24 protein-coding genes and 1 pseudogene are annotated in these 23,655 nt (G+C 56.3%); all 25 read left to right on the top strand.

Going from position 1 to position 23,655, the window contains the following annotated elements; genetic code table 11:
• The first annotated feature begins 514 nt into the window (after positions 1-514).
• The 25 genes and pseudogenes from ACTLLP_RS06320 to rplV all read left to right on the top strand — a co-directional run bounded on the left by ACTLLP_RS06320 (position 515) and on the right by rplV (position 23,654).
• On the top strand, positions 515-766 hold the full coding sequence (locus ACTLLP_RS06320; RefSeq protein WP_441058079.1) for a DUF4321 domain-containing protein: 252 nt from the start codon (positions 515-517) through the stop codon (positions 764-766).
• Between the two features lie 11 nt (positions 767-777).
• Positions 778-1,359, top strand: coding sequence for a Maf family protein (locus ACTLLP_RS06315; RefSeq protein ID WP_441058077.1), 582 nt, complete (start codon positions 778-780; stop codon positions 1,357-1,359).
• On the top strand, positions 1,356-2,057 hold the full coding sequence (gene radC, locus ACTLLP_RS06310; protein WP_441058075.1) for a RadC family protein: 702 nt from the start codon (positions 1,356-1,358) through the stop codon (positions 2,055-2,057). The genes ACTLLP_RS06315 and radC overlap by 4 nt, the downstream gene beginning before the upstream one ends.
• Positions 2,058-2,073: 16 nt before the next feature.
• Positions 2,074-3,108 carry a rod shape-determining protein gene (locus ACTLLP_RS06305; RefSeq protein WP_441058073.1) on the top strand — a complete coding sequence of 345 codons (1,035 nt, stop codon included), beginning with the start codon at positions 2,074-2,076 and terminating at the stop codon, positions 3,106-3,108.
• Position 3,109: 1 nt separating this feature from the next.
• Positions 3,110-3,934 carry a rod shape-determining protein MreC gene (gene mreC / locus ACTLLP_RS06300; protein ID WP_441058071.1) on the top strand — a complete coding sequence of 275 codons (825 nt, stop codon included), beginning with the start codon at positions 3,110-3,112 and terminating at the stop codon, positions 3,932-3,934.
• Between the two features lie 14 nt (positions 3,935-3,948).
• Positions 3,949-4,440 (top strand): rod shape-determining protein MreD, encoded by a 492-nt coding sequence (gene mreD / locus ACTLLP_RS06295; protein ID WP_441058069.1) that lies wholly within the window; start codon positions 3,949-3,951, stop codon positions 4,438-4,440.
• Between the two features lie 5 nt (positions 4,441-4,445).
• The gene (gene mrdA, locus ACTLLP_RS06290; protein WP_441058067.1) at positions 4,446-6,389 is read left to right on the top strand and encodes a penicillin-binding protein 2; all 1,944 of its coding nucleotides are present in this window, start codon (positions 4,446-4,448) and stop codon (positions 6,387-6,389) included.
• Positions 6,390-6,404: 15 nt separating this feature from the next.
• The gene (locus ACTLLP_RS06285; protein ID WP_441058065.1) at positions 6,405-6,860 is read left to right on the top strand and encodes a Fur family transcriptional regulator; all 456 of its coding nucleotides are present in this window, start codon (positions 6,405-6,407) and stop codon (positions 6,858-6,860) included.
• Between the two features lie 144 nt (positions 6,861-7,004).
• Positions 7,005-7,388, top strand: coding sequence for a septum site-determining protein MinC (gene minC / locus ACTLLP_RS06280; protein WP_441058063.1), 384 nt, complete (start codon positions 7,005-7,007; stop codon positions 7,386-7,388).
• A gap of 26 nt (positions 7,389-7,414) precedes the next feature.
• Positions 7,415-8,209, top strand: a complete 795-nt coding sequence (minD, locus tag ACTLLP_RS06275) for a septum site-determining protein MinD (protein ID WP_441058061.1) — start codon at positions 7,415-7,417, stop codon at positions 8,207-8,209.
• Positions 8,210-8,228: 19 nt separating this feature from the next.
• Positions 8,229-8,516, top strand: a complete 288-nt coding sequence (gene minE / locus ACTLLP_RS06270) for a cell division topological specificity factor MinE (RefSeq protein WP_441058059.1) — start codon at positions 8,229-8,231, stop codon at positions 8,514-8,516.
• A gap of 229 nt (positions 8,517-8,745) precedes the next feature.
• Positions 8,746-11,958, top strand: a pseudogene (gene rpoB / locus ACTLLP_RS06265) (DNA-directed RNA polymerase subunit beta); the annotation flags it as partial.
• Positions 11,959-12,093: 135 nt separating this feature from the next.
• Positions 12,094-15,603 (top strand): DNA-directed RNA polymerase subunit beta', encoded by a 3,510-nt coding sequence (rpoC, locus tag ACTLLP_RS06260; protein ID WP_441058057.1) that lies wholly within the window; start codon positions 12,094-12,096, stop codon positions 15,601-15,603.
• Between the two features lie 116 nt (positions 15,604-15,719).
• The gene (locus ACTLLP_RS06255) at positions 15,720-15,971 is read left to right on the top strand and encodes a ribosomal L7Ae/L30e/S12e/Gadd45 family protein (RefSeq protein ID WP_441058055.1); all 252 of its coding nucleotides are present in this window, start codon (positions 15,720-15,722) and stop codon (positions 15,969-15,971) included.
• Between the two features lie 93 nt (positions 15,972-16,064).
• Positions 16,065-16,439 carry a 30S ribosomal protein S12 gene (gene rpsL, locus ACTLLP_RS06250; protein ID WP_441058053.1) on the top strand — a complete coding sequence of 125 codons (375 nt, stop codon included), beginning with the start codon at positions 16,065-16,067 and terminating at the stop codon, positions 16,437-16,439.
• A 17-nt stretch (positions 16,440-16,456) separates the two neighbouring features.
• Positions 16,457-16,927 (top strand): 30S ribosomal protein S7, encoded by a 471-nt coding sequence (rpsG, locus tag ACTLLP_RS06245; protein ID WP_441058051.1) that lies wholly within the window; start codon positions 16,457-16,459, stop codon positions 16,925-16,927.
• 15 nt (positions 16,928-16,942) lie between these two features.
• Complete coding sequence (gene fusA / locus ACTLLP_RS06240; protein WP_441058049.1) at positions 16,943-19,015, top strand: elongation factor G; 2,073 nt, start codon at positions 16,943-16,945, stop codon at positions 19,013-19,015.
• A 15-nt stretch (positions 19,016-19,030) separates the two neighbouring features.
• Positions 19,031-20,233: an elongation factor Tu gene (gene tuf / locus ACTLLP_RS06235; protein ID WP_441058047.1), complete on the top strand. Its 1,203-nt coding sequence runs from the start codon at positions 19,031-19,033 to the stop codon at positions 20,231-20,233.
• Between the two features lie 20 nt (positions 20,234-20,253).
• Positions 20,254-20,562, top strand: a complete 309-nt coding sequence (gene rpsJ, locus ACTLLP_RS06230) for a 30S ribosomal protein S10 (RefSeq protein ID WP_441058045.1) — start codon at positions 20,254-20,256, stop codon at positions 20,560-20,562.
• A 20-nt stretch (positions 20,563-20,582) separates the two neighbouring features.
• On the top strand, positions 20,583-21,212 hold the full coding sequence (rplC, locus tag ACTLLP_RS06225) for a 50S ribosomal protein L3 (RefSeq protein ID WP_441058043.1): 630 nt from the start codon (positions 20,583-20,585) through the stop codon (positions 21,210-21,212).
• A gap of 15 nt (positions 21,213-21,227) precedes the next feature.
• Positions 21,228-21,851 (top strand): 50S ribosomal protein L4, encoded by a 624-nt coding sequence (rplD, locus tag ACTLLP_RS06220; protein ID WP_441058041.1) that lies wholly within the window; start codon positions 21,228-21,230, stop codon positions 21,849-21,851.
• Positions 21,851-22,135, top strand: a complete 285-nt coding sequence (gene rplW, locus ACTLLP_RS06215) for a 50S ribosomal protein L23 (protein WP_441058039.1) — start codon at positions 21,851-21,853, stop codon at positions 22,133-22,135. Before rplD ends, rplW begins: the two co-directional genes overlap by 1 nt.
• Before the next feature lie 23 nt (positions 22,136-22,158).
• On the top strand, positions 22,159-22,986 hold the full coding sequence (gene rplB / locus ACTLLP_RS06210; RefSeq protein ID WP_441058037.1) for a 50S ribosomal protein L2: 828 nt from the start codon (positions 22,159-22,161) through the stop codon (positions 22,984-22,986).
• A 19-nt stretch (positions 22,987-23,005) separates the two neighbouring features.
• The gene (gene rpsS / locus ACTLLP_RS06205; RefSeq protein ID WP_441058035.1) at positions 23,006-23,290 is read left to right on the top strand and encodes a 30S ribosomal protein S19; all 285 of its coding nucleotides are present in this window, start codon (positions 23,006-23,008) and stop codon (positions 23,288-23,290) included.
• A 13-nt stretch (positions 23,291-23,303) separates the two neighbouring features.
• The gene (gene rplV / locus ACTLLP_RS06200) at positions 23,304-23,654 is read left to right on the top strand and encodes a 50S ribosomal protein L22 (protein WP_441058033.1); all 351 of its coding nucleotides are present in this window, start codon (positions 23,304-23,306) and stop codon (positions 23,652-23,654) included.
• Position 23,655: the final 1 nt, after the last annotated feature.

The raw sequence follows: 23,655 nt of genomic DNA, 5'->3' as shown, positions 1-23,655 counted from the left end.
ATAATGCAAACCGGGCTTCAGAGCAAGAGGTAAAAAGGCTTGGGGACCCAAATCGCCTGGGACGACCGGATAGGTTCTCTTCTGCTCAGTGTGTGCCTTATGCCCGAGACGGGAAGTAGGAACACCGGGTTGAGGCGAAAAAGAGGGCTGGATCACCGGTATCTGCGCTCCTCTGTTTTGAAGTACCCTAACCGTTCGGATGGTGCGGATGAAGGCAGGTTCACCTGCTTCCTTCTTTTTTGAGTGCGCCGAAACCTGCGGCCATAAGTGGGGATCAGGCAAGCCAATAAGGGGAAAGTTCTGAAAGCATCTCGTCTCTGAACTCCCTCCCTTATCGGGGCCATGCGATCTCGCCCGGTATTCAGCTAAATTCTTCCAGACGCAACTCTATCGCAGTTACGCAGAAATTCCGGGGGAAGAGAAATTTTACGTTATCGTCCTCTTTCGCTTAGCTTGTCAAGGGGGAGCGGTTACGCTAAACTGAAAAAGGATATCTTGCAGTGGAGGGAGCCTTTTGACCCGTAGCCAGCGTTCCCAGCGCGGTAGCTTGGCTTTGTTGCTTCTTATGGGTGGTTTGGCCGGAAGTGTCTTGGGGGAAGCCTGCAGCTCTTTTCTCCCGGTTCTGGGTAATAGTGCAACGGTGGGTTTCGGCCCGGCCACTCTCAACCTGCATTTTTGCAAGTTTACGCTGGGTTTTTCTCTGGCTTTGGGCCCTTTGACCATGCTGGGATTGCTACTGGGATACTGGCTCCACCGCAGAGTATGAGAGCGTTGGTCTTGGCTTCCGCTTCACCGCGGCGGCGGGCTATAATGGGTTCTCTGGGTCTTCGCTTTTCGGTGGTAGCACCGCAAGTGGAGGAAGGCCGCGAAGCTTTTTGCCATCCTGCCGAGTTGGCCGAGAAACTGGCGGTTCGTAAGGCGCGAGCAGTGATTAATCGGGTGTGCCCACCAGCCATCATCATAGGTGCGGACACCATCGTGGTGCACCAGGGTGAGATTCTGGGGAAACCAGCCACGGAGCAGGAGGCTCGGGCCATGTTAATGAGACTCCAAGGGACCGAGCATGAGGTAATCACCGGAGTGGCGGTGCTGGCCGTACCCGAAGGACGTTGCGTGGTAGATCACGCGGTTACCAAGGTGTTCTTCGCTCCTCTAACCGAGGAAGAGATCGCTGCCTACGTGGCGACAGGGGAACCCATGGATAAGGCTGGTGCATACGCGGCCCAGGGTAAAGGAGCACTCTTTCTCCGGCGCCTGGAAGGGTGCTATTTTAATGTAGTGGGATTACCGGTCTTTCTCTTGCACCAGTTATTAATCCGTTGCGGAGTAAATTTGTTAACCGGGCAGGGGTCGGAGTGAAACGAGAAGAGGGTGACTACCGGGTTTCCATTAAAGAGCTACCTCCTCAAACCCGCCCGCGCGAGCGCTTGTGGTGCGAAGGAGCGAGTGCTCTCTCCGAGGTTGAACTTCTGGCCATCATCTTGCGTACCGGATCGGCCCGAGGCTCGGTGCTAGAATTAGCGCGTCTGCTTCTAGCTCGCTGGGACGGGCTAAAAGGCTTGGCGCGCGCAGCAGTGCAGGAATTGGCTGCAGTTCCGGGGATGGGAGAGGCCAAGGCAGCTCAGGTGGTGGCGGCTCTGGAGTTAGGGCGCCGCCTGGGGGCTATGGAGGCTTCCCTACGCCCTACTATCCATACTCCGGCTGCGGCAGCGGAGCTCCTGTTGCCCGAGATGGCCTACTTGGAACAGGAAGAGTTTCGGGTTATCCTGCTGGACACTAAGAACCGGCTTCTGGGAGTGGAGACGGTGGCGGTGGGGGGACTCAACTGTGCCGGTGTGTCCCCGCGGGAGGTGTTTAAAGCCGCTATCCGTCGCTCAGCTTGCTCCCTTATCTTGGCTCATAACCATCCCAGCGGCAACCCCGCTCCCAGCGCGGAGGATCTGGCCATTACCCGGCGCTTGATGCAAGCGGGAGAGCTCCTGGGTATCGAGGTGCTTGATCACCTCATTATAGGGGATAACTGCTATATAAGTCTCCGAGAACAAAAACTTTGCTGAAAGGAGTCGTAAAAAATTGCGAATCGGGCTTTTTTCGCGGGATATCGGTATCGACCTGGGCACGGCTAATACCATCGTTTATGTTAAGGGCGAGGGCATCGTTTTGCGAGAGCCTTCGGTGGTGGCCATTCAGAAGGATTCCGGTAAAATTCTTGCTGTAGGTGAAGAGGCCAAGCGAATGATTGGACGCACTCCGGGTAATATTGTGGCCATCCGTCCTTTGGCTGACGGGGTGATAGCCGATTTCGACACTACCCAGGCCATGATCAAATACTTTATTGGACGGGCACTGAAGAGCCGGCATTTCTTCGTGCGCCCGCGGGTGGTGATCGGTGTGCCTTCCGGGGTGACAGCGGTCGAGGAGCGTGCAGTCCGCGAGGCGGCGCTGCAAGCGGGAGCTCGGGAGGTATATCTCATTGAGGAGCCCATGGCCGCTGCCATAGGTGCGGGCCTTCCGGTGGAGGAGCCCACCGGTAACATGATCGTGGACATCGGGGGCGGTACTACCGAGGTGGCGGTTATTTCTTTAGGGGGTATTGTCACTAGCTGTTCCATTCGGGTGGCGGGAGACGAGATGGACGAGACCATTGCTCAGTACGTCAAGAAGGCCTATAACTTGATGATCGGCGAGCGCACAGCTGAAGAGGTTAAAATCAACATCGGGTCAGCTTTCCCGCCCGATAACCCAGAAGAAGAGGAAGAGGTGAGGGGCCGGGATTTGGTAACCGGGTTGCCCAAAACCATCAAGGTCACTGCGCAGGAGATCTACGAGGCTTTACAGGAGCCGGTGACCGCTATTGTGGAAGCGATCAAAGCCACGCTGGAGCAGACCCCGCCCGAACTGGCGGCCGACATCATGGATAGGGGCATTGTTATGGCCGGTGGCGGCGCCCTTCTGCGCGGATTAGACCGGCTGGTGAGTGAGCAAACCGGAATGCCGGTGGTGCTGGCAGAAGAGCCCCTGCTAGCGGTGGCTTACGGTACCGGTTACGTGCTAGATAATATTGAGATCTTGCGTCAGGTTGCCTTGCAGCCCCGGCGGGTGATGTGATTTGCCCGGCCGCTGGCGTTCGGTGAAAAAAGGAGCCACGGTCTTCCTGCTCCTGGCCCTGACGTTGGTGGTTATGCGCACTACCGCTCCTCACGAGGGTTCGCCGCTTTTACCTTTCACCCTTTGGGCGGGTGATGGTGTTGCCGGCTTGGGGATCGGGCTCAATTTGGCAGGGGAAAAAATGTCGCACTTACTAGGCTTTATCTTTTCCGGAGGGCAGGATAACGCCAAGGTGCGGGAGTTAAACCAGCGGATCGCCGAGTTGGAAGCGGAGTTGGCGCGTATGCGACAACAAGCGGTGGAAAATGAGCGCCTCAAAGCCTTGCTCAATTATAAAGAGAGCCATCCAGGTACCAGCCTGGCAGCCGAGGTGGTAGGCCGCAATCCCAGTAACTGGTTTGGAACCTTAACCATTAACCGGGGTGAAATCGACGGGGTTACTCCCGATGCGGTGGTGGTGGCGCCGGCTGGCCTGGTGGGGCGCGTCTGGCGAGTCAGTGCTCATACCTCCGAAGTGCTGCTAATCACCGATCCGCGCAGCGCGGTGGGGGCGGTGGTTTACGAGACCCAGGTGCCGGGAATTGTTCGGGGAATGCTGGCACCGGGAGAGATGCGGATGGATTACGTGGTCAAGGACGAACCAGTAAAGCCCGGTATGTTGGTGCTAACTTCACCCCTCAGCGGCGTTTTCCCTTCCGGCATCCCTGTCGGCAGGGTAGTTAGGGTCGGAGAAGGCGAGGGGGGGCTTTTCCGAACCGTTTATTTGAAGCCGGTAGTGGACCTCAACCGGGTACAAGAGGTTTTAGTTTTGCCTAAAAAGCAGTAGGGGCGGCGACTCATTTGCGGACCTTGATTCTTATCCTGCTTGCAATTATTAGTTTACTATTGCAAACCACAGCTCTAACTTATCTCCGGGTGGCAGGGGTGCGGCCTGATCTTTTGCTAATTCTAGCTATTTTTATTGGTTTTTGGTGGGGGCCACGCGAAGGAGGAGTATGGGGAGGCGCATTAGGGCTGCTGATGGACTTGCTAACCGGGGGAATGGTGGGCTTTAATCTTCTCACCAAGTTGCTGGCTGGTTACCTGGCTGGGGAAGCTGGAATTTACTTCTATCAGGAAAGTAGCTTGGCCTGCGCTATAATAACCGGCAGTATCACCTTGATGGTAGAGTCAATTGCCTATCTCCTTTTACTTCTGTTGGGTATCCGGCTGCCTTGGATGCTCAGCTTTTTATTCCTTATTTTACCTTTAGCGGCATATAACACCTTGGCAGCGTTAATTCTCTTCTATCCATGGCAGAAGCTGCTGCCTCGGCGTCTGCGAGCGAGGTGAAAACTGTGGGAACTCCAGTGGAGCGGAGAGGCAGAACCTTCTTGCTGGTGGTGTTACTATTTTTCGTTATTTTATTTCTGCGCTTAGCCTACCTGCAGATCTGGCGTGGAGAGCATTATGCAGTTTTGGCCAAAGAAAATTGTTTGCGCTTGGTACTTATCCGTGCTCCGCGGGGCGAAATCTTCGACCGCGAGGGAGATAAGTTAGTGGGCAATCGTCCGGTTTACGCTCTCTCTTACATTAATTTGGGGAAACCTGTGGCGCCCGACTTGATAGGGCGGTTGGCTCGGCTTCTGGGTGCCGATCCGGCTACAATTGAAAAAAAATTAAAAGAAGGAGAAAACTCCGGCCAACCGGTGCGATTGGCCACCAACGTTCCTTTACAGGCAGTGACCTACCTGGAAGAGCACCATGACGAATTTCCTGGTATAATGGTGGAAATAGTCCCGGTTCGTTACTATCCTTATGGTTCTTTGTTAGCTCAGGTGCTCGGGTATGTGCATGAAATCAGTGCCGAGCAACTGAAGGCCCACAAGGACGAGGGCTACACGCCGGGGGATTTTTTTGGCCAGGATGGATTAGAAAGAGCTTACGAGCGGTATCTTAGGGGGCAGGATGGGGCGCGCTATATCGAGGTCGACGCGGTAGGGCGCCCGGTGCGGGACCTGGGGGTTAAGCCACCCGTGCCGGGTGACAATCTGTATCTGACCATCAACCTTAAGCTACAGCAGGCAGCGGAGGCAGGTTTATCTAAGGCGGTGCAGGAGGCTCGGAAGAAGGGTTTCCCGGCACCTGGGGGGGCAGCGGTGGTGGAAGATGTGCACACTGGAGAGGTGCTGGCCATGGCGAGTTATCCTTCCTACGATCCCTCTATTTTTACTCGCGGGCTCACTCCCTCCGAGGCCAAAAACCTCTTCCAGAACCCTGATAGCCCTCTGCTCAACCGGGCTATTTCGGCCTATCCACCCGGCTCCACTTTTAAAATGGTGACGGCGCTAGCGGCGTTGGAGTCGGGCGTGATAACGCCGGATTTCGTAGCCTACTGTCCGGGGTATTACCGTTTGGGCCGCCACATTTTTCATTGCTGGATTTGGCCCAGTGGACACGGAAGAGTTGATCTTCTGCGAGCTCTTCAGGTTTCTTGTGATGTTTATTTCTGGACTATAGGGCAGATGACAGGTATCGATAAGATCGACGCCATGGCCAAGGAATTTGGATTTGGGGAAAAGACGGGCATCGGCCTGCCCGGGGAAATGGCAGGAGTGGTTCCTACTCCCGAATACAAATACAAGCACATGAAGGAGTACCTTGACTCCATTTTCGATCCTAAATTTAAAGCGGTGGAGGAGGAATACGCCCGCAAGTTAGCGGCCACTCAGGATCCCAAGGCAAAAGCTAAGCTGGAGAAAGAGAAAGAGCAGCGCCTACAGGCTTTGAAAGCTGAGTACCAGAGTTACGCCTGGGATCTGGACTGGCACACTTACGATACGCTGAACACGGCCATCGGCCAAGGCTATGTGCTTTGCACTCCGCTGCAGCTAGCCGATTACACCGCTACCTTGGCCAACGGAGGCATCCGCTACCGTCCCTTCCTGGTGCGGAAGATTGTGGCTCCCACCGGCCAGGTGGTGGCCGAATTCGGTCCCAAGGAGGTGGGAAGGTTGAAAGTAAAGCCCGAATATCTCAAGTTGGTCCAGCGAGGGATGGAGTTGGTCACGCAGGGGGATGGAACCGCTGCCGGAGTTTTCGACGGACTTCCGGTTAAAGTGGCTGGCAAGACGGGCTCGGCCGAAGTTCCAGGTAAGGGGACTTGCGCCTTGTTTGTGGGGTATGCCCCCGCGGATAATCCCCGCCTGGCCGTAGCGGTGGTGGTGGAAAACGCGGGGCATGGTGGATCGGTGGCCGCGCCGGTGGCCCGGGACATTTTCAATGCTTATTTCGGCAAGTGAAAGGTGGATTTGGTGTTGGAGCGAAACGAAAGACAGAAGAAAAGGGATGAAAGGGCGGTCAAGTTAAGGCGTTTGGGCCTAAGGGCCACGCCTCAGCGTCTCGCCATCCTGGCTTATCTGGAAGAGAATCGCACCCATCCCTCAGTGGAAGAGATATACCATGCTCTCAAGCCTCGCTTTCCCTCGCTTTCTTTGGCTACGGTTTACGGCACCCTGGAGCTCCTGGAGCAGGCGGGGCAAATTCAGCTTTTGACTCTAGACCCGGAGCGGCGCCGCTACGATTCCGATACCACTCCCCACGCCCATCTTTATTGTCGAAGCTGCAAGCGGGTCTACGATTTGCCGGGTGTGGAAGTGGTATGGGATAAACTTCTGGGGGAGAGAGAGGGCTTCCTGATTGAGCAGATATGGGTCGATGCTGCTGGTCTTTGCCCCGCCTGCCGGGCTAAGCAGGATCGCGATAAAGCTTGAAGCGCCGGTGCCGATTTAAATATTAATTCAGCGAGGTATGTCCTGCTGCGGTGCCGCAAAGATAGTTGGTGTCGTCTTAGGGGGAATTCTTTTAGCAGGAATTGGTTAAAGGTCGGCGAATAGGTTTCCTGGGAGGGATTGCCTATGGGTGCCGGTCAGGGTATAATTGCACCTTTTACTGGTACTCGACCGGAAAAGCGGACGTTGATGATTGAGCGCACTTTGCGTTCGGGTCAGTCGGTCTTCTACGATGGTAACGTGGTCATTCTTGGAGACATTAATCCAGGCGGCGAGGTTATCGCAACGGGAGATGTGATCGTTATTGGTGCTCTTCGGGGCACGGTCCATGCTGGAGCGGGAGGAGACGAGGAGGCCTTGGTGGTGGCTTTTCGCCTAGAGCCAACCCAGTTGCGAATCGCGAATCATATTTCTCGGCCTCCAGACGGTATGACTCCTTCTAGGCAACCGGAGGTGGCGCGCATAAAGAACGGTGTGGTGGTAATCGAGGCACTGGGAGCCAAACTCTAGGTATTTTTTAGGTGGGGGGAAAGGAATTGGGAGAGGCAATAGTAGTTACCTCCGGCAAGGGAGGCGTAGGGAAGACCACGGCTACGGCCAACATAGGGGCGGGACTAGCTATGCTAGGGCATAAGGTGGCTCTGGTGGACGCTGACATCGGCTTGCGTAATCTTGACGTGGTGCTGGGGTTGGAGAACCGAATTGTCTACGATCTGGTGGATGTGGCTCAGGGACATTGCCGGTTGAAGCAGGCCCTGATTCGTGACAAGCGTTTCGAAGGTTTGTACCTTTTACCGGCCGCCCAAACCAAGGATAAAACAGCGGTGAAGCCCGATCAGATGCGGGATATCTGCCGGCAACTGCAAGAAGAATTCGACTATGTGATTGTCGATTGTCCTGCTGGCATAGAACAAGGCTTTAAAAACGCCGTGGCGGGAGCCGATAAGGCCATTGTGGTGACTACCCCAGAGGTGGCCGCGGTGCGGGATGCCGACCGAGTCATCGGCCTGCTGGAAGCGGAGGGCCTGGAGGAGCCCAAGTTGGTGATTAATCGTCTGCGAGCTCAGATGGTGCGCCACGGAGATATGATGGATATCGGTGACATTCTGGATATATTGGCGGTGGACTTGCTTGGCGTGGTGCCGGAGGATGAACGAATTATTGTTTCTACCAACCGGGGGGAGCCAATTGTGCAGGAGAGAAACTCGCTGGCTGCTGAAGCCTTCCGCAACATCACCAGGCGCATTTTAGGGGAGCCCGTGCCTCTATTAAATCTGGAGAGCAATGGCAACCTACTGGTCCGCCTCCGCAAAATGTTGGGTTTAGGATAGGTGAAACGGGGGTTAGGCTATGGATATTTGGCAGATTATCGGTCGCTGGTTCAATCGCCCCGAGGTTCGTAGCAAGGAGGTTGCACGGGAGCGTCTCCGGCTGATCCTGGTGCATGACCGTGCCAATGTTTCTCCCGAGCTCCTGGAGCATCTCAAGCAGGATTTGCTGGCAGTGATTTCGCGCTACATGGAGGTGGAAGAGCAGGGGCTGGAGGTGGCACTGGATAGTAGCGAGGAGATGGTGGCTCTGGTGGCCAGTATCCCTATCCGGCGGGTAAAACGTTCGGCTAAGGTGGCGCCGGTATGAGGGCCGCATCTCCTTGACGGGGGCTAAAAGGCTGTGTTAATATAGGAGGGTGCTATCGGTAACCATATTTCTGTAGCGGAACCGCGCGGCCATTCAGCAGGAATGGAAGCAGTGGGTTTTATTGTTTTTCCCAAGACGCTCTTTTGGGAGGGCAAAGAGTTATATGGCAATTCCTTCGTTCAAAGAGGGTTCCGGTGAGCGGGTGAGTTACGGTAAGCTTCGGGAGATTCTTCCGGTCCCCAATCTTCTGGAAATCCAATGCACTTCTTACCAATGGTTTCTGGACAAAGGGCTGCGTGAAGCCCTGGCTGACATCTCACCCATCCGCGACTTTACTGGAAATTTAATCCTGGAATTTTTGGACTATACTTTGGGGGTTCCCAAGTATTCCGAGCAGGAATGCAAGGATCGGGACATGACCTACGCCGCTCCTTTGCGGGTTAAGGTACGCCTGATTAATAAGGAGACGGGTGAAATCAAAGAGCAAGAGGTCTTCATGGGCGATCTTCCTTTGATGACCGATCAGGGTACTTTTATCATTAACGGGGCCGAGCGGGTGGTGGTGAGCCAGCTGGTTCGTTCCCCTGGCGTGTATTACGGGGAGCAGATGGACCCTACCGGCAAGAAGCTTTACACCGCTACGGTGATTCCTAACCGGGGGGCGTGGCTAGAGTTTGAAACCGACGCGGCAGATGTGATCTGGGTACGGGTAGATCGTACGCGTAAGATCCCTGCTACCACCCTGGTGCGCGCCCTAGGCTATCCCACCAACGCGCATATCTTGGAACTTTTCGCTCATGACAAGTTTATTCAAGAGACTTTGAGCCGGGATCCTTCTAACAACCAGGAAGAGGCGCTTTTGGAAATTTACAAGCGCTTGCGCCCGGGAGAGCCGCCAGCGGTAGATAATGCCCGCGCTTTGCTGGATAGCCTCTTTTTTGATCCCAAGCGCTACGATCTAGGCAATGTGGGGCGCTACAAGCTCTTTAAGAAGTTGGGTCACGGCTTATTGTACCGTTTCCCTGCCGATGCTGAGGGCCCGCAAGAGTGGGACCCCTATCTCCAGCAGATGGTGCCCAAGCAGCGGGAGTTTATCCGGGAACTCCTACCAGAAGACGTGGTGGCGACTATCAAGTACTTGCTTCTGGTAATGCGGGGAGAGGGCCAAATAGACGACATCGACCATCTGGGTAACCGGCGGGTGCGTTCGGTGGGCGAGTTGCTGCAGAATCAGTTTCGCATAGGGCTAGCTCGCATGGAACGCGTGGTGCGCGAGCGCATGACTATCCAGGATGTGGAGGTGGTCACTCCCCAGGTCCTCATCAATATTCGTCCGGTAGTGGCAGCCATCAGGGAGTTTTTAGGGTCGAGTCAGCTTTCCCAGTTCATGGATCAGACTAACCCTTTAGCCGAACTCACGCACAAGCGGCGCATTTCAGCCCTGGGTCCGGGGGGGTTGAGCCGAGAGCGGGCCGGTTTTGAGGTGCGCGACGTGCACCATTCCCACTACGGACGTGTATGTCCCATCGAGACGCCTGAAGGTCCCAATATCGGTCTAATCGGCAGCCTTACCACTTACGCCCGGGTGAACGAGTTCGGCTTTATCGAGACCCCTTATCGGAGGGTGGATAAGGCCAATCATCGCGTTACCGAGGAGATTGTTTATCTAACCGCTGATGAAGAGGAGCGGTACGTGATTGCCCAGGCCAACGTGGCGCTGGATGAGCAAGGTAATTTCCTGGAGGAACGGGTAAGCGCCCGGTACAAAGGGGATATCCTTCTGGTGCCGGTGGAGGAGGTAGACCTGGTAGACGTTTCTCCGAAACAGGTCTTCAGTGTAGGTGCTTCGCTGATTCCCTTCCTGGAAAACGACGATGCTAACCGCGCCTTGATGGGAGCCAACATGCAACGTCAGGCAGTGCCTATCATTCGTACGGAGGCCCCGCTGGTGGGGACAGGGATCGAGGAGAAGGTGATAAGGGACGCCGGAGCGGTGGTCATTGCTAAACGGGGAGGCACCGTGGTTAAAGTAGCTGCTAACGAGGTTGTCATCGCCACCGACGAGGGTTTGACCGACCGCTATCGTTTGCATAAATTCCAGCGTTCTAACCAGGGCACTTGTATCAATCAGCGCCCTATTGTCAAGCGAGGCGAACGGGTGGAAGCCGGCCAGATTATTGCTGACGGTCCGTGCACCGACAACGGTGAACTAAGTCTGGGACGCAATGTGTTGGTAGCTTTCATGCCCTGGGAGGGGTATAACTACGAGGATGCGATTCTGATTAGCGAAAAACTGGTCAAAGAGGACTATTTCACCTCCATTCACATCGAGGAGTACGAGTGTGAGGCCCGAGATACCAAGCTAGGACCAGAGGAGATCACCCGGGACATTCCTAATGTGGGTGAAGACGCCCTGAAAGATCTGGATGAGCGCGGGATCATCCGCATCGGCGCCGAGGTGCGACCGGGAGATATTCTGGTGGGTAAGGTGACTCCCAAGGGAGAGACGGAGCTCACGGCGGAGGAGCGGCTGCTGCGGGCTATTTTTGGCGAGAAGGCTCGGGAAGTGCGTGACACTTCGCTTCGCCTTCCCCACGGCGAGTCGGGCACGGTGGTGGATGTCAAAATTTTTAGCCGGGACAAAGGGGATGAGCTCCCACCGGGGGTCATTAAACTGGTGCGGGTTTACGTAGCCCAGAAGCGTAAGGTTTCGGTGGGCGATAAGATGGCGGGGCGGCACGGAAACAAAGGAGTGGTGGCTCGCATTCTGCCGGAGGAAGATATGCCTTTCTTGGAGGATGGCACGCCGGTGGAAATCGTGCTTAACCCTCTGGGAGTGCCTTCGCGCATGAATTTGGGGCAAGTGCTGGAAACCCACCTGGGGTGGGCGGCCAAGAAACTGGGCATTAAGGTGGCCAGCCCTGTCTTCCACGGGGCCACCGAAGAAGATATCTTTGATACTCTGGAGCGAGCCGGTCTTCCCAGGAGCGGCAAGGTGCGCCTTTACGATGGACGCACGGGTGAACCTTTCGATAATCCGGTAACCGTGGGTTACATCTACATGATGAAACTGGCTCACCTGGTGGACGACAAGATTCATGCCCGCTCCACCGGACCCTATTCGCTGGTCACGCAGCAACCCCTGGGTGGAAAGGCCCAGTTCGGCGGCCAGCGCTTTGGCGAGATGGAGGTGTGGGCGTTGGAGGCTTACGGGGCAGCTTATACTTTGCAGGAAATGCTTACGGTGAAGTCGGACGATGTGGTAGGAAGGGTGAAAACTTACGAAGCTATTGTCAAGGGCGAGAATGTGCCAGAGCCGGGGGTGCCGGAGTCCTTTAAGGTCCTAATTAAGGAGTTGCAGAGCCTGGGCTTGGATGTGCGAGTGCTCTCCAGCCGCGGCGAAGAGGTGGACTTGAAGGACACGGAGAATGAGGGCGAAACAACCGAGAAGCTGGACATGGATTTCCGCCAACTGTACGGTCTGGCCGAGGAGCCACTAGAGGAAGAAGCGAAAGAGGAGCAAGGTGAAGACCAAGAAGTACGGGCTAAGGCTAGGAGAGGGACGAGGTGATGCAGAATGCTGGAACCCGATCGCTTTGACCGCATTCGCATAGGTCTGGCTTCTCCCGAGCAGATCAAGTTGTGGTCGCATGGCGAGGTGAAGAAGCCCGAAACCATCAATTACCGGACTTTAAAACCCGAGCGTGACGGTCTTTTCTGCGAGCGCATTTTTGGTCCTACCAAGGATTGGGAATGTTATTGCGGTAAGTACAAGCGGGTGCGCTATAAGGGAGTCATTTGCGACCGCTGCGGAGTAGAGGTGACCCGAGCTAAGGTGCGCCGCGAGCGCCTGGGCCACATAGAGCTCGCTGCTCCGGTTTCGCACATATGGTATTTCAAGGGGATACCCAGCCGCATGGGTCTGCTTTTGGATATGTCGCCCCGGTCTTTGGAGAAAGTCTTGTATTTCGTCAATTACATTGTGCTGGACCCGGGCGACACGCCTCTGACGAAAAAGCAGTTACTCACCGATGCCGAGTACCGAGACTTCCGGGAAAAATACGGCGATGCTTTTCGCGTGGGCATGGGCGCGGAGGCGATCAAGGAACTCCTGGAGGAGATCGATCTGCAACAACTCACCCAGGAACTCCGCCAGGAAATCCGAGAGAGCACGGGGCAGCGGCGGATAAGGGCCATTAGGCGGTTGGAAGTGGTGGAAGCTTTCCGTAAATCCAATAATCGTCCCGAGTGGATGATTCTGAAGAACTTACCGGTGATCCCTCCAGAACTCCGGCCCATGGTGCAGCTGGATGGAGGGCGCTTCGCTACTTCCGATCTTAACGATCTTTACCGGCGGGTGATCAATCGTAATAACCGCCTTAAGCGACTGTTGGAGCTAGGAGCTCCTGATATCATTGTGCGCAATGAGAAGCGCATGTTACAGGAGGCGGTAGACGCTCTAATCGATAACGGTCGTCGGGGGCGGCCAGTAACCGGGCCTGGCAACCGGCCCCTGAAGTCGCTGAGCGATATGCTCAAGGGCAAGCAAGGGCGGTTCCGCCAAAACCTTCTGGGTAAGCGGGTAGACTACTCGGGACGCTCGGTTATCGTGGTGGGTCCCACCCTCAAGTTGCACCAATGCGGTTTGCCCCGCGAAATGGCGCTGGAACTCTTCAAACCCTTTGTGATGCAAAAGTTAGTGAAACGGGGGCTGGCTCACAATATCAAGAGTGCCAAGCGCATGGTGGAGCGGATGCGCCCGGAGGTATGGGAGGTGCTGGAGGAGGTAGTCAAGGATCACCCGGTACTCCTAAACCGAGCTCCCACCTTACACCGCCTGGGCATTCAGGCGTTTGAACCCGTATTGGTGGAAGGGAGAGCGGTGCAGATTCACCCTCTGGTATGCACGGCTTATAACGCTGACTTCGACGGCGACCAGATGGCGGTGCACGTGCCTCTTTCGGCGGAAGCTCAGGCGGAAGCGCGCCTGCTTATGCTGGCTACTAATAACATCCTCTGTCCTAAAGACGGCAAGCCCATCACCATCCCGACGCAAGATCTAGTGATCGGGATATACTACTTGACTTTGGAGAAGCCAGAAGCCGAAGGCCAGAAGATTTCGGTGTTTGCTGATCTGGAGGAGGCCATCCGGGCTTACGAGATGGGCTTGATCCCCCTCTCGGTACGGGTGAAAACCCGCCTGCCGGGCGTTAAGCTGCCGGAGCGTTGGCTGGAGAGCACGCCGGGGCGCTTCATCTTCTTTCGAGCGGTTCCGGAAGCTTTGATGATAAAAAAAGATCAGGAAGGAAACCGGGTGCTAACCTCTTTGGCCTGGCGCGTTTTACGCGAGCCCACCGACAAAAAGTTGCTAGTGGAGATTATCGATCGTTGCTATCGCCGCCTGGGGTTCGCCCAGACCTCCGAGTTTTTAGACAACATTAAGGCTCTTGGATTCTATTTCGCCACTAAGGCGGGGCTGACCATCGGTCTAGAGGATATTCAGGTGCCGGAGGAGAAGCCGGCAATGCTGGCTCAGGCGGAGCAGGAAGTGGAAGAGGTAGAACAGCAGTATCGCAGGGGGCTTATCACCAAGGAGGAACGTTACCGCAAGGTCATCGGTATTTGGAACCGGGTAACCGACCAGATCAAAAACCTCCTGGTAGAGAAATTGGACCACTATAACCCGGTGTACATGATGGCCACCTCTGGAGCTCGGGGTAATATACAGCAAATAAGGCAGTTGGCGGGGATGCGTGGCCTCATGGCTGACCCCTCGGGTCGGATTATAGAGGTGCCTATCCGGGCTAGTTTCCGCGAAGGTCTCACCGTGCTAGAATACTTCATTTCCACTCACGGAGCGCGCAAAGGTCTGGCAGACACCGCTTTGCGCACGGCCGATTCCGGTTATCTCACCCGGAGACTAGTGGATGTTGCCCAGGATGTGATCGTGCGGGAAGAGGATTGTGGGACTACAGACTATGTGGAAGTGGAAGAGATCCGGGATGGTAACGAGGTTATTGAACCGCTAGCCGACCGGATCTTAGGACGCATCGCTGCGGCCGATATCGTCGATCCCCGTGATGGTACCCTTATCTGCTCGCGGGGGGAGGAGATCGACGAGGAAGCAGTGGAAAAGATCGGTGCGGCGGGGATAACCAAGCTAAAGATTCGTTCAGTGTTGACCTGCCGCTCGCGCTACGGGGTCTGCGCCCGCTGTTACGGCCGCGATCTGGGCACCGGTTTTCTGGTAGAGATAGGCGAAGCGGTGGGTATTATCGCCGCCCAGTCTATCGGCGAGCCGGGAACCCAGCTTACCATGCGGACCTTCCACACCGGCGGGGTAGCGGGCGAAGACATCACCCAGGGTCTGCCTCGCGTGGAGGAACTCTTTGAAGCCCGGCGGCCAAGAGGGCAGGCGGTGATTGCTGAGGCAGATGGCGTGGTGGAGATCCGGGAGAGCAAGGGACGGAGGGAGATCGAACTAACTCGCGACGACGGCGAGCGGGTGGTATACCAGGTCCCGTTCGGAGCTCGGCTTAAGGTCAGGACGGGCGATCGCGTCGAGGCTGGCGATGAGCTAACCGAGGGTTCGGTTAATCCCCACGATCTTTTGCGGATCCGGGGTATGAAGGCAGCGCAGCTCTACCTCCTCCGCGAAGTTCAGCGGGTTTACCGGATGCAGGGGGTAGAGATCAACGATAAACATATCGAAGTGATTATTCGTCAGATGTCCAAGAAAGTGAAGGTGGAAGACTCGGGAGATACCGAGCTCCTGCCCGGTAGCCTGGTGGACTGGCACGAGTTCGAGGAAGAGAACGAGCGGGTAAAAGCTTTGGGGGGACAGCCGGCTACTTACCGCCCGGTGGTTTTGGGAATTACTAAGGCTTCGCTGGCTACCGACTCCTTCTTAGCTGCGGCCTCCTTCCAGGAGACCACCAGGGTGCTGACCGACGCCGCCATTAAGGGCAAGGCCGACCCCCTCATTGGCCTCAAGGAAAACGTCATCATTGGCAAGCTGATCCCAGCCGGCACTGGACTTAACCGCTATCGCAATATTAAGTTGGCGGGGGAGTCCGAGCAGACGTAGAGGGCGTAGCAAAAAGCTGCTGCGACTAAAGTCGGCAGCGGGCCTAAACCTTATTGACAGTGCGCGGGAAGGGATGCTACACTAATAAAGCGTGTGAGGGCGTGGGGGGATGGCTAATGCCCTATGCGCGCATCAGTCAGGCACGCAAAAAAACGGTGGGATCCAGGCAGACCTTACGAGCAGTGGAACGGGGGCAAGCCAAGGTAGTGTTCGTAGCAGCCGATGCCGAGAGCCGGATTACCAACCCTATAGTGCAAGCAGCCACCGCGAGAGGGGTCGCAGTAAAAGTAGTGCCCTCGATGAAGGAGCTGGGAAGGGCCTGTGGCATTGAGGTAAGCTGTGCTTCCGCAGCCGTATTAGAAGACTAAAGCTTGCCCCCTGGTGTGGTTGCTTGGAGACCAGGGGGTAAGTTTTTGCCTGTTAGCCCTGGGCAGCTTGGAGAAAGGAGGTGGAAAACGAGAATGCCGACGATTAGCCAATTGGTGCGCCATGGTCGGGAAGCTATCCGTAGCAAATCTTCAGCTCCGGCTTTGCGGGGATGCCCGCAGAAGCGGGGGGTTTGTGTGCGGGTTTACACCACCACTCCCAAGAAGCCTAATTCGGCCTTGCGCAAAGTAGCGCGGGTGCGTCTCACTAACGGCATAGAAGTCACGGCTTACATACCCGGCATTGGCCATAACTTGCAGGAGCACTCGGTGGTGCTGGTACGTGGGGGCCGGGTTAAGGATTTGCCCGGAGTGCGTTACCATATAATCCGCGGCTCCCTGGACGCTGCGGGTGTGCAGGGGAGGCAGCGGGGCCGCTCCAAGTACGGCACCAAACGGGCCAAGAAATAAGAAAGGGGGTGGGAATAATGCCACGCAGAGGTCCTGTACCCAAACGGGAAGTCAGTCCCGACCCGGTGTATGGGAGCAGATTGGTTGCCAAGCTCATCAATAAGGTGATGCGTGACGGCAAGAAGAGCACGGCGGAGTGGATATGCTACGAAGCCTTCAACCTTATCCAGCAAAAGACGGGTAAGGATCCGATGGAAGTGCTGGAAAAGGCTATGGCTAATATTCGACCGGCTCTAGAGGTGCGACCCCGGCGTGTGGGCGGTGCCACCTACCAGGTGCCGATCGAGGTGCGGCCTGAGCGCCAGGAATCACTGGCCATCCGCTGGCTGGTGAATTACGCGCGGCAGCGTCCCGGCCATAGCATGGTCGAAAAGCTGGCGGGGGAAATTTTAGACGCCTACCAGGGAACCGGGGGGGCGGTTAAGAAGCGTGACGAAACCCACCGCATGGCTGAGGCTAATCGGGCCTTTGCCCATTATCGGTGGTAAGGGGGTTAATTGGACTTGTCTAGGGAGTATCCTTTAGAAAAGGTCAGGAATATCGGGATAATGGCTCACATCGATGCCGGCAAAACCACTACAACGGAGCGCATTCTTTATTACACCGGTAAAATCCACCGGATTGGGGAAGTGCACGATGGATCAGCGGTTATGGACTTTATGGTCCAAGAAAAGGAGCGGGGCATCACCATTAGCTCAGCGGCTACGACCTGCTTCTGGCGCGGATACCGTATTAATATTATCGACACGCCCGGGCACGTGGATTTTACGGTGGAGGTAGAGCGCTCCCTGCGGGTACTTGACGGTGCCATAGCCATCTTTTGCGCTGTGGGGGGGGTGGAGCCCCAAAGCGAAACAGTGTGGCGCCAGGCCGATAAGTATCACGTTCCTCGCATCGCCTATGTTAACAAAATGGACCGGGTGGGAGCTGATTTCTTCCAGGTGCTACAGATGATGCGCGATAGGCTGGGAGCTAATCCTGTGCCGGTTAACCTTCCCATCGGTGCTGAAGATAACTTCTCGGGGCTGATAGATCTGATACGCAATCGGGCGCTTATCTACCTCGATGAGCTTGGCACCAAGATCGAGGAGCGGGATATTCCCGAAGAAATGCAGGAGTTAGCGGCTAGCTACCGGGAGAAGCTCCTGGAGGCGGCTGCCGAAGCTGACGAGGAGGTTATGCTCAAGTACCTGGAAGGAGAGGAACTTAGCCCGGAGGAGATCGTGCGCGGGCTGCGCGCGGCTACGCTGGCCGGTAAGGCGGTGCCGGTGCTATGCGGTGCCTCTTACCGCAACAAAGGTGTGCAGCCGCTCTTGGATGCCGTGGTGGATTTCCTGCCGTCCCCAGTGGATATACCACCGGTGAAAGGGGTCAACCCTAATACGGGAGAAGAGGAGATCCGGGAAAGCCGGGATGACGCTCCTTTTACCGCCCTGGCTTTTAAAATCGTGGCAGATCCCTATGTGGGTCGTCTTACCTTCTTCCGGGTGTATTCCGGCACGCTTAAAGCGGGTAGCTACGTCTACAATGCCACCCGGCAGAAGCGCGAGCGCGTAAGCCGCATCGTGCGGATGCACGCTGCTCACCGCGAGGAAGTGGAAGAAGTCTTCGCCGGAGAAATTGCCGCGGCGGTGGGTCTCAAATACACCTACACGGGCGACACCTTATGTGACGAGAAAAACCCCATCCTGCTGGAATCGATGGAGTTCCCTGAGCCGGTGATCTCGGTAGCCGTGGAAGCCAAGACGCGGGAAGACTACGACAAATTGGGTTCGGCTTTGGGACGCCTGGCGGAAGAAGACCCTACCTTCCGCACGCACGTGGATTATGAGACGGGCCAGACTATCATCTCGGGCATGGGAGAGCTCCACCTGGAGATTATCGTGGACCGGCTCCGCCGGGAATTTAAAGTAGATGTCAACGTGGGCAAGCCGCAGGTAGCCTACCGAGAAACCATTCTCCATGCCGCTAAAGCCGAGGGCAAGTACATACGGCAGACCGGTGGTCGAGGCCAATACGGCCACGTGTGGTTGGAACTCGAACCCTTGCCGCGGGGATCGGGCTTCCAATTCCATAACAAGATCGTGGGAGGTGTGGTGCCCAGGGAGTTTGTTCCCGCCATAGAAGCTGGAGTGCGAGAGGCTATGGAGAACGGGGTGTTGGCTGGCTATCCGGTCATCGATGTGAGCGTGTCGCTGGTGGATGGGTCATACCACGAAGTGGACTCTTCGGAGATGGCTTTCAAAATCGCCGGTTCCATGGCCTTTAAGGAGGCAGCGCGGCAGGCCGGTCTGGTACTCTTGGAGCCTATGATGAAGGTGGAGGTCATCGTTCCGGAGGAATACTTGGGCGAGGTTATCGGTGATCTTAACTCGCGGCGAGCCCAGATCGAAGGGCTGGAAGCGCGGGGAACCACGCGGGTGATAAGGGCTTTTGCCCCGCTGGCCGAAATGTTTGGCTACGCGACCACGCTACGTTCCCTGACGCAAGGGCGTGGATCTTACACCATGCAGTTTGACCATTACGCTGAGGTTCCGCGGAACATAGCGGAAAAAATTATCCAGAAAGCAAGCTAAGGGGGAGGAAACTTTATGGCCAAGGAGAAATTCGTTCGCACCAAACCGCATGTCAACATAGGGACCATTGGGCACGTGGATCACGGCAAGACTACCTTGACGGCGGCCATCACCATGGTGTTGTCCCGCCACGGTATGGCCAAGCTGGCGAAATACGACGAGATTGACAAGGCGCCGGAGGAAAGGATGCGTGGCATCACCATTAACACGGCGCACGTGGAGTACGAGACCGAGAAGCGCCACTACGCCCACGTGGACTGCCCGGGGCACGCCGACTACGTGAAGAACATGATCACCGGGGCGGCGCAGATGGACGGCGCCATACTGGTGGTGTCGGCGGCGGACGGTCCCATGCCGCAGACGCGGGAGCACATTTTGCTGGCGCGGCAGGTGGGAGTGCCCTACATAGTAGTATTTTTAAACAAAGCCGACATGGTGGACGACCCTGAGCTTCTGGAGCTCGTGGAGATGGAAGTGAGGGAGCTTTTGAGCACCTACGATTTTCCTGGCGACGAAGCGCCTGTCGTGGTGGGGTCGGCCTTAAAGGCTCTGGAGTGCGGATGTGGGCAGCGGGAATGCCCCAACTGCGGCCCCATATGGAAGCTTTTAGACGCCATAGACGAGTACATACCGACGCCGCAGCGGGACATAGACAAACCATTTCTCATGCCGATTGAGGACGTATTCACCATCACGGGGCGTGGCACGGTGGTCACGGGGCGGATTGAGCGTGGTCGGATTCGCGCTGGGGAAGAGATAGAGATAGTAGGATTTTCCGATAAGCCGCGGAAGACGGTAGTGACCAGCGTAGAGATGTTCCGTAAGATACTGGACGAAGGGGTAGCGGGAGACAACGTAGGGTGTTTGCTGCGTGGAATAGAGCGCAAGGAAGTGGAGCGGGGGATGGTGCTGGCCAAGCCGGGATCGATCAAACCGCACCGGAAGTTTGCGGCGGAGGTGTATGTATTGACCAAGGAGGAGGGTGGCCGTCATACGCCCTTTTTCAACGGTTACCGGCCGCAATTTTACTTCCGGACCACGGATGTGACCGGGGAGATCAAGCTGCCCGAAGGGGTGGAGATGGTGATGCCGGGAGATAACGTGCGGATGGAAGTGGAGCTTATCACTCCGATAGCCATTGAGGAAGGGTTGCGCTTCGCCATCCGCGAGGGCGGTCGCACGGTGGGAGCCGGCGTGGTCACCGGGGTCCAGGAATAAGGTTTGATGAGGTGGCTTAGATGACGCGACAAAAGATTCGCATAAGATTAAAAGCTTTCGATCACTGTTTGCTGGACCAATCGGCCCAAAAAATAGTGGAGACTGCCAGGCGCACAGGAGCTCAGGTGGCGGGTCCCGTTCCTCTGCCTACCGATCGGAGTGTTTACACCATTTTGCGTTCCCCTCATAAAGATAAGGACTCGCGGGAGCAGTTTGAGATCCGGACTCATAAGCGCTTGATCGATATACTTGATCCCACTCAGAAGACGATCGAAGCTCTTATGCGTTTAGACTTACCGGCCGGCGTGGATATAGAAATCAAGCTTTGATACGGAGGTGCTGGGTACTTATGAAAGGCATCTTAGGAAAGAAACTGGGCATGACGCAGTACTTTACGCCGGCGGGAGAGGCTATGGCGGTAACGGTAATTGCTGCCGGTCCTTGCACGGTGGTGCAGACCAAGCATCGGGAGAAGGACGGTTACGAAGCTATCCAAATAGGTTGGGAGACGGTTTCTGAGCACCGGGTAAATCGGCCTCTGCGCGGGCACTTCGCCCGGGCCGGACTAAAGCCCCTGCGTTATCTGCGGGAGTTCCGGGTTAGCGACGCTTCGGCCTATTCTGTGGGGCAGGAGATAAAGGTGGATGTTTTTTCTCCCGGCGATAAGGTGGACGTCACCGGCATCAGCAAAGGTAAGGGATTCGCCGGGGGCATTAAGCGCTACGGTTTCCATCGCGGTCCCATGGCTCACGGTTCTAAGTACCACCGTCGCCCTGGCTCTCTAGGTGCCAAAGGTCCGGCCCGGGTATTCAAGGGGCGTAAGCTGCCGGGCCACCTTGGCCACGAGCGGGTAACGGTACAGAATCTGGAGGTGGTCAAGGTGGATCTGGAGCGCAACCTGCTGGTGGTAAAGGGTGCGGTTCCCGGTCCTCGGGGCAGTCTCCTCATCATTAAGCAATCGGTCAAGGCGACGCGATAAGAGGAGGAGAGGACATTGCCTAAGGCTACCGTTTATAACCTGGCGGGAGAGGCAGTGGGTGAGGTGGAGCTCCAAGAATCGATTTTTGGGGTTGAGCCGCACACCCACTTGTTACACGAAGCGACGGTTATGCACCTGGCTAATCGTCGGCGCGGTACCCATAGCACCAAAACCAGGAGCGAGGTTCGGGGGGGGGGGCGCAAGCCCTGGCGCCAAAAAGGCACAGGGCGAGCCAGGCACGGCAGTATCCGCTCCCCGATTTGGCGTAAGGGGGGAGTGGTCTTTGGCCCCAAACCTCGTGACTACGGCTTTAAGCTACCCTGCAAGGCTCGTAGGCTGGCGTTGAAATCGGCGCTGGCGGCCAAATGGCAGGCGGGTAGCCTGGTGATCCTGGAAGATTTGCAGCTGGAAGCTCCTAAGACTAAGCTGGCGAAGGATCTCTTAGCTCGCTTTGGAGTGGCAGGAGATGCTTTGCTGGTGGCCGCTCAGCCCGATCCGGTGCTGCGTCTGGCGACGGCTAATCTAGAGAAGGTAAAGGTTTTGCCGGTGGATGACCTCAACGTTTACGATTTGCTACGCCATGCTAAGGTCTTTTTAACCCGAGAGGCCATCGCCCGGATAGAGGAGGTGCTGGGCTGATGGACGCTTACGAAGTTTTGATTAAGCCCGTTGTGACGGAGAAGTCTACTTCGTTGCTGCAGTACAACAAATACACCTTCGTTGTGCACCCGAAGGCGACCAAAACCGACATCAAGCGGGCAGTGGAGGCCATTTTTAAGGTCAAAGTGGCCAAGGTGAATACCATGCGCGTGAGGGGTAAGCTCAAGCGGGTGCGGCGGGCCTTGGGGCGGACGCCGGAGGTTAAAAAGGCAATTGTTACCTTACAGCCGGGGTATAAGATTGAGGTCTTCGAAGGTTTATAGACGAGCAAAGGAGGTGAAAGAAAATGGGAGTAAAGAAGCACAAGCCCACTTCTCCAGGGGTTCGTTTCGTCACTACTTCCACCTTTGAGGAGATAACTAAGGCGGAGCCCGAGCGTTCCCTGGTCAAACCTCTGAAGAAGCGAGCTGGGCGTAACAGCCAAGGGCGCATAACGGTGCGCCACCGGGGAGGAGGGCATAAGCGGCTTTATCGGGTGATCGATTTTAAGCGGGATAAGGATGGTGTTCCCGCTAAAGTGGCCGCCATCGAGTACGATCCCAATCGATCGGCTCGGATAGCGTTGTTGCACTACCGAGACGGGGAGAAGCGCTATATCTTGGCTCCGGAAGGCCTGGAAGTGGGCCAGGAGGTTATGTCTGGTCCCGAAGCGGATATCAAGGTGGGCAACGCCTTGCCCTTGCGGCATATCCCGCTTGGAACCATGGTGCACAACATCGAGTTGAACCCCGGTGGGGGAGGCAAGTTGGTGCGCGCAGCTGGTGCTACGGCGCAGATCATGGCCAAAGAAGGGGATTACGCTCATCTGCGTATGCCCTCCGGCGAAATTAGGCTTATCCACCTGGACTGTAGGGCTACCATAGGACAGGTGGGCAACGTGGAGCATGAGAACATAGTCCTGGGTAAGGCCGGACGAGCTCGCCGCTTGGGGATGAGGCCGTCGGTGCGAGGCGCGGCGATGAACCCGGTGGATCACCCGCATGGCGGTGGCGAAGGCAAGGCACCCGTGGGGCTACCGCATCCCAAAACACCGTGGGGCAAGCCGGCGCGGGGGGTGCGCACAAGAAAAGCCAAACCCAGCGACAAATTCATCATGAGACGGCGTCATCACTAAAGGGGGGTGAAGGACGGCAATGGGACGCTCGATAAAGAAAGGGCCTTATTGTGACGCTAAGTTATTGCGTAAAATCGAAAAGATGAACGCCACCGGGGAGCGCCGGGTAATTAAAACCTGGTCGCGCCGTTCCACCATCCTCCCTCAGATGGTAGGCCATACCCTGGCCGTTTATGATGGTCGGAAGCATGTACCTATCTATATCACCGAGGAGATGGTGGGGCACAAACTGGGAGAGTTTGCTCCTACCCGTACCTTCCGGGGGCATAGCTCGCCCACCGAGCGCTCTACCGCGCTGAAGTAGGAGGCGGGTAAAGATGAATAGTAAAGAAGCTCGTGCTACGGCCAAATATTTGCGGATCTCTCCTTTCCGCGCCCGCCAGGTGGTGGATCTCATAAGGGGCAAGCGTGTGGATGAAGCCTTAGCTATTCTCCGCTTCACGCCTCGTCGCCCTTCGCGCCTGGTGGAAAAGGTGTTGCGTTCGGCGATAGCCAACGCCGAGCACAACCATGATATGGTGGCTTCGGAATTAGTGGTGCTACGCGCTTACGTGGATGAGGGTCCCACCCTCAAGCGCTATCAGCCGCGAGCTTACGGGCGCGCCGATCTTAGGCGCCGACGCACCAGCCATGTCACAGTGGTAGTTGGCGAGAAAGGAGGGAAGTAGT

Origin of the sequence: Desulfothermobacter acidiphilus (assembly GCF_052073645.1) — a bacterium.
Lineage (GTDB): Bacteria > Bacillota > Desulfotomaculia > Desulfotomaculales > Ammonificaceae > Desulfothermobacter > Desulfothermobacter acidiphilus.
This window is presented reverse-complemented; position numbering and strand designations above follow the sequence as displayed.

Coding starts and splice junctions, on each gene's coding strand:
- minC (WP_441058063.1), top strand. CDS start 7,005: ATGGGTGCCGGTCAGGGTATAATTGCACCTTTTACTGGTACTCGACCG.
- minE (WP_441058059.1), top strand. CDS start 8,229: ATGGATATTTGGCAGATTATCGGTCGCTGGTTCAATCGCCCCGAGGTT.
- rpoC (WP_441058057.1), top strand. CDS start 12,094: ATGCTGGAACCCGATCGCTTTGACCGCATTCGCATAGGTCTGGCTTCT.
- ACTLLP_RS06255 (WP_441058055.1), top strand. CDS start 15,720: ATGCCCTATGCGCGCATCAGTCAGGCACGCAAAAAAACGGTGGGATCC.
- rpsL (WP_441058053.1), top strand. CDS start 16,065: ATGCCGACGATTAGCCAATTGGTGCGCCATGGTCGGGAAGCTATCCGT.
- rpsG (WP_441058051.1), top strand. CDS start 16,457: ATGCCACGCAGAGGTCCTGTACCCAAACGGGAAGTCAGTCCCGACCCG.
- tuf (WP_441058047.1), top strand. CDS start 19,031: ATGGCCAAGGAGAAATTCGTTCGCACCAAACCGCATGTCAACATAGGG.
- rpsJ (WP_441058045.1), top strand. CDS start 20,254: ATGACGCGACAAAAGATTCGCATAAGATTAAAAGCTTTCGATCACTGT.
- rplC (WP_441058043.1), top strand. CDS start 20,583: ATGAAAGGCATCTTAGGAAAGAAACTGGGCATGACGCAGTACTTTACG.
- rplW (WP_441058039.1), top strand. CDS start 21,851: ATGGACGCTTACGAAGTTTTGATTAAGCCCGTTGTGACGGAGAAGTCT.
- rplB (WP_441058037.1), top strand. CDS start 22,159: ATGGGAGTAAAGAAGCACAAGCCCACTTCTCCAGGGGTTCGTTTCGTC.
- rpsS (WP_441058035.1), top strand. CDS start 23,006: ATGGGACGCTCGATAAAGAAAGGGCCTTATTGTGACGCTAAGTTATTG.
- rplV (WP_441058033.1), top strand. CDS start 23,304: ATGAATAGTAAAGAAGCTCGTGCTACGGCCAAATATTTGCGGATCTCT.